Here is a 10,070-nt window from a genome sequence, read left to right as displayed (position 1 = left end):
CTCTCCATTGTCCTTCTATCTCTTCAGACAACTTTGGTCTGTTTAGCTCTTTTTTATTTCTTAAACTTAATTGACGTTGTGTTTTATTCTTTCCTGTTCAGTTTTCAATGTCCTCTCACTCGTCTCTCTCGTCGAGTGCCCATTTATATTACCATCCTCTCTCCCTTTTGTAAAGCTTTTTCTTGTCCTTTTTTTATTTTTTTCTCTATTCCCCTCTTTTTCTGCCTTTATATCAACATTTTTCCCATTGATCTTTTTTGATGTTTTTTATGATTTGGTGTTTATAGAGTATTTTAGATACTAAAGAATGAATTTATTACTTTTAAAAATCGATTATTTTATATTTAATAACTACAAAAAAATCCATTTGGAATTAACCAAATGGATTTCATTTTAATTATTGAGCCATTTTTTCTAGACGAGCACGACGTTTTTGTGCATCAGCTTGACATTTAGCCATTAATTGTTCTGCATGTTCTGGATTTACTTTTAATAATTGTGAGAATCTGTTTTCACCTAATAAGTAATCTTTAAATCCATCAAAGTTTGGAGTCTTAGAATCTAATTGTAATGGATTCTTTCCTTGTTCTTCTAATCTTGGATCATATCTTAATAAGTTGAAATATCCACAATCAATTGCACGTTTTTGTTCAGCTTGATGATTTGCTAAACCACCTTTAATACCATGTGCTTGACATGGAGCATAAGCAATAATTAATGATGGTCCATCATAGCTTTCAGCTTCTTTCATTGCTTTAATTGTTTGTGCAGGATTTGCACCCATAGCAATTTGTGCAACATAAACATGACCATAAGCCATAGCGATTTGTGCTAAATCTTTCTTAGCTCCTGTTTTACCACCAGCAGTAAATTTAGCGATTGAACCAGCTTGAGATGATTTAGAAGATTGTCCACCTGTATTTGAATATACTTCAGTATCCAATACTAAAATATTAACATTTTCATTATTAGCGATAACATGATCTAATCCACCATAACCGATGTCATAAGCCCATCCATCTCCACCAACAATCCATTGAGATTTAGAAACTAAGTTACCTTTATTATCTAAAACTTCTTTAATCGCATCATTTGAAGATGCTTCAACTAATTTTAATAATTCTGGAACAATTGCTTTTTCTTCGCTTCTTTGTCCTTTTACAGATAAGTATTTTTCAATAGTTTCTTTTAATTCGGGTTCACAAGCATCTTTAGCTTCTTCCATTACTTGAATCATATGAGCTTCATTATAGTTTTGAGCTAATTTCATACCATAGCCAAATTCAGCATTATCTTCAAATAATGAGTTACACCAGGCTGGACCTTGACCATTTTTATCAGTTGTAAATGGTGTAGATGGTGTAGAACCAGAATAAATTGAACTACATCCTGTAGCATTTGCAATCATCATATCTGATCCAAATAATTGAGTTGCTAATCTATAATATGGAGTTTCTCCACATCCTGGACAAGCACCAGATACTTCAAAGTATGGTCTCTTGAATCCAACACCTTTTACAGTAGTTGTAGGATATTTATCATCACGATATTCTACTTCTTTATAGATATAATCAGCTAATGGAGCATGTTCTAATTCTTCATGAACATTAACCATTTTTAAAGCTTCACCTTTTTTATTTCCTAAACATTGTTCAACACATAAACCGCATCCAACACAGTTATCTGGTGAAACTTGAATTCTATAAGATAATCCGTCAACACCTTTACCCATAGGTTTTAAAACATCATTAGAGATATCTTCTGGTGCATTAGCGATTTCTTCATCAGTCATTAAGAACGCACGAATTGTAGCATGAGGACAAACCATAACACAGTTATTACATTGGATACAGTCATCTTTATTCCATTGAGGGACCATAGTCGCAATTCCACGTTTTTCCATATAAGCCATTCCAGATTTCATAGAACCATCTAATTTATCCATGAATGCTGAAACTGGTAAATCATTACCATCTAATGCGTTGATTACAGAAACGAAATTATCAAAATGATCATCACCTGTTAATTTCTTAGTTTCTTGGATTTCTAAATCAGCCCATTTTGGATCAACTGTTACTTCTTCAATTGCATCTTTACCAGCATCAATTGCTTTGTAGTTTAATTGAACAATGGCATCACCTTTTTTACTATAAGATTTTTTAGCCATTTCTTTCATATATTCAACAGCTTTATCAATTGGTAAAATTTGTGGGTTTAATGCAAAGAACGCAGATTGTAAAATAGTATTTGTACGACGTCCCATCCCAATTTCCATAGCAATCTTATTAGCATTAATAATATAGAATTTAGCATTCTTTGTAGCTAATTGTTTTTTCACTCTATTTGGTAAATAGTCAGCAACTTCTTCTTTAGAGAATTCTGTATTTAATAAGAATGAACCATTTTTCTTTAAGTTTTTCAACATATCATATTTTAATACATAATTATCTAATGAGCATGAGATAAAGTCTGCATTATTTACATAATATGTAGCACGAATTGGTGAAGCCCCAAATCTTAAGTTAGAACGAGTTGTTCCACCTGCTTTTTTACTATCATAAGCAAAGTAAGCTTGAGAATATAAATCTGTATGATCACCAATAATTTTAATAGATGATTTATTAGCTGATACAGTACCATCTGATCCTAAACCATAGAATAGACATTCTGTATAGTCACCTGTTACATTAAATTCTTCAGTTGGTAATGATAAATGAGTAACATCATCAACAATACCAATAGTAAAACTATTGAATGGATTATCAGAATTCAAATGATCATAAACAGCTTTAATTTGAGCAGGGTTTGTATCTTTAGAACCCATACCATAACGTCCACCAATTAAAACATCCGCATCTTTTACAACACTGCATACATCTAAGTATAATGGTTCACCAGCAGATCCTGGTTCTTTTGTACGATCTAATACCGCAATTTTCTTAGCTGAAGCAGGTAATACTTTTAATAAGTATTTTGCTGAGAATGGACGATATAAATGAACTTTAACTAAACCAACTTTTTCTCCAGATTTAGCCATTTCATCAATTGTATCTTTAATTGTTTCAGTAACAGAACCCATAGCGATAATAACTCTATCAGCATTTGGATCACCATAATAAGTAAATGGTGCATATTCTCTACCTGTTACTTCTGAGATTTTTTTCATGTAATCAGCAGCGATTTCTACAACTGCATCGATATGTTTATTTTGAGCTTCTCTACCTTGGAAGTAGATATCATCGTTTTCAGCTCCCCCACGTTCAATTGGGTTTGTATGAGGATTTAATGCATTTGCTTTAAATTTAGCTAAAGCTTCTTTATCTAATAAGCTTTCTAATACATCATAATCCATAACTTCTACTTTTTGAATTTCATGAGATGTTCTAAATCCATCAAAGAAGTGCATTACTGGAACAGACCCTTTAATTGCTGTTAAGTGAGCAACTCCTCCTAAATCCATTACTTCTTGTACTGAGTGTGAACAAATCATTGGAATACCTGTTTGACGACAAGCATACACGTCTTGATGATCCCCAAAGATATTAAGTGAACGAGTTGCTAAAGCACGTGCAGCAACATGGAATACACCTGGTAAATTTTCACCAACAATTTTATAAAGGTTTGGGATCATTAATAACAATCCTTGAGATGCAGTAAATGTAGTTGCTAGAGCACCACCTTGTAAAGCCCCATGAACTGCACCTGCAGCACCTGCTTCTGATTGCATTTCAATAACATTCACAGGAGACCCAAAGATATTCTTCATTCCATTTGCAGCCCATGCTTCAGCATGTTCAGCCATTGGAGATGAAGGTGTGATTGGATAGATACTTGCTACTTCAGAAAATGCATATGCAACATGAGCAGCAGCTTGGTTCCCATCCATTGACAAATATTTCTTAGCCATAATTAAAAAATTCCTCCTTTTGCTTCTATTATTATACTACTTTCCAAACATTTTGACTACACGAATTCATGAATTCGCTTACTATTTCTATCAAAAATAAAAAATAGGACCTTATAGTCCTACTAATTTTTACTTGTTATATACGCTGTCATTGCTCCAATAGCTATAAAAACTAAAGAAAAAAGATTGCTAAACTGTCCTATCGCTAATTGAATAGCTATCATCAAAGTAAGAGATTGACCCCAAAAAGCATAATATGTCAATATCGGTGTAAACAGCGTTCCAAGTAGATAGCATATCACTGAAATGATCCCAACTTTTTCGCTTCCATAACGTGCTATTTTTAAAACAATAAAACCTGTAAAATAACCTGTTAAAATATCAAAATATGAAAAGCTCCACCCTATTTGTAAACTAATAAAATCAAAAGCAATTGTTGAAAAAATAGCAATTACTGTACCAACAACAAACATTTTTATATAATCACTTATTGATAAATGATAATCATTATTTTGATTAAAAAACTTTTTGGCCTCTTGCCTTTGTTTATATTCATTGTATTTTTCTTGTAAATTCATTATATCCCCCTAATTTATTATTCTTTCTTTTTTTGAATCTATCTTTTCTAAAACAAACGTTGCAGCAAATCCACCAATCATTCCGCCCAAATGACCCACTAAAGAAATCGAAGGAACAGCCACCGAAATAAAAAGCATCAATACAACACTAGAAACAATTTGTTTAAACAAATAGCTATACACATCACCATATAAAACAGATAGTGCTAAAAGCGAACCAATAAGTCCAAAAATAACACCGGAAATACCACCCATCACACTATTTGTACCAATATTAAATAATAAAAATAACAAATAAGAAAATAATGTTGTCGAAATCATCGAAACTACAATAACGATAATATATTTTTTCTCTTTTAATATTTTTTCCATTAACATTCCTAAATTATATAAAGAATAAACATTACAAAAAATATGCATTAAACCAAAATGAATAAAATTAGCTGTAATCAACCGGTAATATTCATGATAGTAATAAACATACAAAGGATTAAAACCTCCAACTTGTATCCCTTGCATAGCAGACATTGATAAACCATATTTTAACGAAGTATACAGATATGTAATAACATTCACAGCCATCAAAAAGTATGTAATTTTATATATTTTATATTCTTGATTCATTCGTATCTCCTATAAATTCAAATATTGACATTTGATCAATATTAACTTCTTCTATATTTTCTTTTTTATTAAGTTCATAAATCATCTCAAAACTTGTATCTGAAACAATATTTTTTATATAAATTGGTACTGTTTTCATTTCTAGTAGTCTTTGATTTCCAAAACAATCATTATCAAGAACCAATGAAACAGTCCAATTATGATGCATATTATGCATGATTGTAAACCAAGTAGCACCACTATTTATTTTACTTGAAACAACAATTTGAAACATTGACAAAGCACATACATAACTATTTCTATCAATAGCATGAGTAACAGTAAATCTTTTAGCAGGATCGACAGCACTTAAAAAAACAACCTTCCCCATTCTAATACTCTTTTTATATTCTTGTATTTTATTTAGCATATTTTCACAAACAAAGCAAATTATTTGACTATGATGATGCAATCCATAATGAAAGGCTTCTTGATCAATTCCTTTACAATCATTAGAAATCAACCATTTATCTTCATTATTGATCTTATCAACAAGTCGTTTAACATATCCTTTTTCTTTTTTAGAAACTGTTTGCAATCCCGTAATAGAAATACCTTCAAATTTCACCGGTAATGTTCCTGCAATAAATAAGCAAAGGGGTGCACTCTTTTTCATTTTCTTGATTAGATTTTGAGGATACTCTTCATCATATTTAGTAATAATACGAATTCCTTGTTGTTCATATTCATGCAATTTTTTTAAAAAAAACTGTATCGATTTCATTCGTCGCACAATTTTATATGCACTATATTCAGAAATATCTAATATGTCCATCAATTCATCACTATTTAACCCAAAAAGACTGCTTGGACCATTTAACCCATGAACTTTTAAATTTTTTTCGACTTCCAACCACTCGTCATTTGTTAAAGCAGCTTCATCATACGCATATAAATCACATGTACATAACATCGTTGCCAAACTATTTAAATTCAACATTATTTTTTCCATAATACTCACCTTTATAATTATTATAGACCAATCTTAACATAAAAAAAAGCTATGATGATATTTCATCATAGCAATCATTAAAAGACAACAACTAATAACATTTTAAATTGTTCTTTTCCATAGACTGCATGTGGCAACCCAGCAGGCATTACAATTGATTCTCCTTTATCAAAAGAAAAAAAGTTACACTTAACGCTTCATTTTGTACTAATGTTTTACCATATTCCTATTTATTAATCATGAGCTATGCTCTTTTTTATAAATTTAATTACTTCATCAAGCATTTCTTCACAAAAGAACATAGGTCCACCATGATCTGCCCCTTTCATACGATAAAAAATAACTTCTTTATTTTTATCTTTTAAAGCCTTATAAAGTTTAACACTTTGTTTAAACGCAACTAAACGATCCTTTGTTCCATGAGCAATTAAAATAGGTGGAATATCACCATCTAAATATGTCATTGGACTTGTTTGGCGAGCGATATCTAAATGTTCTAAAACATTTTTTCTTCCAATTAAATATCCTTCTGGACTATCAGGTTGTTGATGATTTTCTGTTGTTGGGAAACCATCTTCCATCGTAATATCAACCACACCATAAAAATCAATAATAGCACGTACTTCATTAGAATATTCAGAATATAAATTACCGTTAAATAATGGTAATTTACTTGTAAGTCCACTTACTAAAGCTACATGTCCACCTGATGAATCACCAAATAAAAAAACATTTTGTTCATCAATAAAATATTCTTCATGATGTTTTCTTAAAAAACGAATTGCTGTTTTGGTATCCTCTATTTGTGCTGGAAAAGGCGCTAAATCACTTTCACGATATTGTACAATAGCTACAACAAAACCTTGTTTACATAAATAATTAAGTTGTCCTACATGTTGATAAACATTTTGTTTATGCCAAGCAGACCCTTGAACATAGACAATTAGTGGATATTTTTCATTTTCCATTACCCTTTTACGAGGTACTAATATTTGTAAAATACGACTGATTCCATCAATATTCATATATTCAACATCAGGAATATACATAGTATCCATTTCTTGATCAGACATGATACGTGTTTGCATTTCCTCAATAAAAGTTTCATCTTCTATCATTTCTTCATACGTCATTTTATCATCTCCTAATTTTTATTATTTCACTAAAAAAAGAGAACTTCAATAATTGAATTTCACACAAATAAAAAGAGAGTAGTTTTCACTACCCTCCTTATAAACTATTTACCCATTTTTTCTTTAACAGCAGCTTGAGCAGCAGCTAAACGTGCTAATGGTACACGGTATGGAGAACATGAAACATAAGTTAAACCTATTCTATGACAGAATTCAACAGTTCTAGGATCTCCACCATGTTCACCACAGATACCTAATTTAATATCTGGACGAACTGGTTTAGCTTTATTAATAGCAATTTGCATTAATTGTCCAACACCATTTTCATCAATGTGAGCAAATGGATCAGATTCAAAGATGTTCTTAGTATAATATTCATTTAAGAATTTAGCAGCATCATCACGAGAGAATCCATAAGTCATTTGAGTTAAGTCATTTGTACCAAATGAGAAGAATTCAGCTTCTTTTGCGATTTCATCTGCAGTTAATGCAGCACGAGGAATTTCAATCATTGTACCAACTTTATATGGTAATTCAACACCTGCTTCTTCGATAATTGCATCAGCAGTTTTACATACGACATCTTTAACATATTTTAATTCTTTAATATCTCCAACTAATGGAATCATAATTTCTGGAACAACGTTTTGTCCTTCTTTATTAACAGCAATTGCAGCTTCAATAACAGCTCTTGTTTGCATTTCAGCAATTTCTGGATAAGTTACTGCTAAACGGCATCCACGATGACCCATCATTGGGTTGAATTCTTTTAATGATTCAACACGTGCTTTTAACGCATCAAATGTCATACCTAAACTTTCAGCTAAAGGTCTGATTTCTTCATCTGTATGTGGTAAGAATTCATGTAAAGGTGGATCCAAGAAACGAATTGTTACCGGATAGATTTCCATTGCCTTAAATAATTCTTTAAAGTCAGATCTTTGATATGGTAAGATTTTTTCTAGCGCTTCTTTTCTTGCTTCTACTGTTTCAGCAGTAATCATACGTCTGAAGTTGAAAATTCTTTCTTCTTCGAAGAACATATGTTCTGTTCTACATAAACCAATACCTTCTGCCCCAAATTTACGAGCTTGTAAAGCATCTCTTGGAGTATCAGCATTTGTTCTAACTTTTAATGTACGTACATCATCAGCCCATGACATAAATGTTTCAAAGTCACCACTGATTTCAGGTTCTACAGTTTTAATTCTTTCACCGTAAACATTACCTGTACTTCCATCTAATGACATATAGTCACCTTCATGATATTTTTTACCATCTGGTGTCATTAATACTTTAGCTTCTTCATCAACTCTTAAGCTTCCGCATCCACATACACAGCAAGTACCCATACCACGAGCAACTACAGCTGCATGTGATGTCATACCACCACGGATAGTTAAGATACCATGAGCAATATTCATACCTTCGATATCTTCTGGTGAAGTTTCAAGACGAACTAATAAGATATCTTGAACACCATTTTTATGAGCTTCAATAACATCTTCTGCAGTGAAATAAATACGTCCTGTTGCAGCACCTGGAGAAGCAGCTAATCCTGTAGCTACAACTTGAGCACATTTCAATGAAGTTTCTTCAAAGTTTGGATGTAATAATTGATCTAATTGTCTTGGTTCTACTTTTAATAATGCTTGTTCTTTAGTAATCATTCCTTCATTTACTAAATCAACCGCAATTTTTAAAGCGGCTTGTGCAGTTCTTTTACCATTACGAGTTTGTAACATGAATAATTTACCATTTTCAATAGTAAATTCCATATCTTGCATATCTCTATAATGTTCTTCTAGAATGTCACATACTTTACAGAATTGTTCATAACATTCTGGCATAACATCATTTAATGTCGCAATTGGTTGTGGTGTACGAATACCAGCAACAACGTCTTCACCTTGTGCATTCATTAAGTATTCACCGAATAATTTCTTTTCACCAGTTGCAGGGTTACGAGTGAAGGCAACACCTGTACCAGAAGTATCTCCTGTATTACCATAAACCATTTGTTGAACGTTTACAGCAGTTCCCCATGAACCAGGAATATCATTTAAACGTCTGTAAGTGATTGCACGATCATTGTTCCATGAACGGAATACAGCTTTGATTGCTTCCATTAATTGAACTTTTGGATCTTGTGGGAATTCAACTCCCGCATGTTTTTTGTATTCTTCTTTATAAATAGCAACAACTTCTTTTAAATCTTCAGCAGTTAAATCTGTATCAAATTCAACCCCTTTTTCTTCTTTGATATCATCAAATTTTCTTTCAAATGAGCTTTTTGGGAATCCCATAACAACATCTGCGAACATTTGAATGAATCTTCTATAACTATCATATACGAATCTTTCATTATTTGTAATTTTAGTAAATCCAGTAGCTACTTCATCATTTAAACCTAAGTTTAAAACAGTATCCATCATACCTGGCATTGATTCTCTTGCTCCAGAACGAACAGATACTAACAATGGATTTGTTGGATCTCCTAATTTTTTTCCAGTTTCAGCTTCTAATTCAGCTAATTTATTATCAATTTGCGCACAAATTTCAGGTGAAATTTGTTTTCCATCTTCATAATAAGCAGTACAAGCTTCTGTTGATACAGTAAATCCTTGTGGAACAGGTAAACCAATGCTTGTCATTTCAGCTAAGTTTGCACCTTTACCTCCAAGGATGACTCTCATATCTTTATTTCCTTCTTTGAATGAGTAAACATATTGTTTCATTTCAATCAATCCTCCTAATTAATCAACTAATATAATTATACACATGATAGCCCTTACATTCAAGTATAAATTGATACCGCTTTCATAAAATTTTATTAA

6 protein-coding genes are annotated in these 10,070 nt (G+C 31.7%); all 6 read right to left on the bottom strand.

Features of this window, described 5'->3' with window-relative positions; all coding sequences use genetic code 11:
• Nucleotides 1–397: 397 nt before the first annotated feature.
• Complete coding sequence (gene nifJ, locus HUU89_RS04700) at nucleotides 398–3,907, bottom strand: pyruvate:ferredoxin (flavodoxin) oxidoreductase (protein WP_175301100.1); 3,510 nt, start codon at nucleotides 3,905–3,907, stop codon at nucleotides 398–400.
• Nucleotides 3,908–4,029: 122 nt separating this feature from the next.
• Entirely contained in the window at nucleotides 4,030–4,485 is a 456-nt protein-coding gene (locus HUU89_RS04695) for a hypothetical protein (protein ID WP_032090302.1), read from the bottom strand.
• Nucleotides 4,486–4,494: 9 nt separating this feature from the next.
• A complete protein-coding gene (locus tag HUU89_RS04690; RefSeq protein WP_147579667.1) occupies nucleotides 4,495–5,109 on the bottom strand; it encodes a rhomboid family intramembrane serine protease in 615 nt (204 codons plus the stop codon).
• Nucleotides 5,093–6,100 (bottom strand): DNA-processing protein DprA, encoded by a 1,008-nt coding sequence (locus HUU89_RS04685; RefSeq protein ID WP_032090304.1) that lies wholly within the window; start codon nucleotides 6,098–6,100, stop codon nucleotides 5,093–5,095. The genes HUU89_RS04690 and HUU89_RS04685 overlap by 17 nt, the downstream gene beginning before the upstream one ends.
• A gap of 233 nt (nucleotides 6,101–6,333) precedes the next feature.
• Nucleotides 6,334–7,233, bottom strand: coding sequence for an alpha/beta hydrolase (locus HUU89_RS04680; RefSeq protein WP_119363510.1), 900 nt, complete (start codon nucleotides 7,231–7,233; stop codon nucleotides 6,334–6,336).
• A 104-nt stretch (nucleotides 7,234–7,337) separates the two neighbouring features.
• The gene (gene ppdK, locus HUU89_RS04675) at nucleotides 7,338–9,971 is read right to left on the bottom strand and encodes a pyruvate, phosphate dikinase (RefSeq protein WP_022000896.1); all 2,634 of its coding nucleotides are present in this window, start codon (nucleotides 9,969–9,971) and stop codon (nucleotides 7,338–7,340) included.
• Nucleotides 9,972–10,070: the final 99 nt, after the last annotated feature.

The sequence above is a fragment of the Faecalibacillus sp. H12 genome (assembly GCF_013361255.1).
GTDB classification, from domain to species: domain Bacteria; phylum Bacillota_I; class Bacilli_A; order Erysipelotrichales; family Coprobacillaceae; genus Faecalibacillus; species Faecalibacillus intestinalis.
This window is presented reverse-complemented; position numbering and strand designations above follow the sequence as displayed.